At 37.1% G+C, this 498-nt stretch carries 1 protein-coding gene; it reads right to left on the reverse strand.

The features are described from left to right. Positions 1-195: 195 nt before the first annotated feature. Positions 196-498, reverse strand: a 303-nt coding sequence (locus ACFIK8_RS09605; protein ID WP_375669295.1) for a type IV secretory system conjugative DNA transfer family protein, incomplete at its 5' end; no start/stop codon positions are given.

Genomic DNA, 498 nt, shown 5'->3' on the forward strand with positions numbered 1-498 from the left:
GGTTCTTCACAAGGAGTGTTTGCGCTGGTAAACACAGACATAAAAGCAATCCTTAAAGATTTTTCTTCATCATGTCTTTCTTGTTGCGTCATGTAAAATTCTTTTTTAAGGAGCTTTTGTGAAACAAGAACATATCATTTCTCCTTTTCTGCTGTTGTACTTGTTTTGATGTTCAAATTCATCATAGGGTGTTTTTTAATTTTTCTTTGCTTGTGGAGCAAAACGGTTTTTGTTAGCAGCGGCTAACATTTCTTTTCTTCTAAAGTAAATTGCTCGACCACATCGTAAAGGGGGTTGTCCTTGCATAAGAATGATTTGTTCATCTTGGCGCATTTCCTGAATAATTTCATGGGGTAAAATCAAGGCTCTTTGTTGATAGTTGACGTTGTAAGAGCTCTTTCCCAAAGACAAACCTCTCGATTTGTTTGTTCCGGTTACTTCAACTGTCATTTGACCACAGCGCTCTGAAATGTCTTTGGCTGGTTGGAGATCTTTAAT

Source organism: Bartonella sp. MR168JLCBS, from assembly GCF_042194175.1.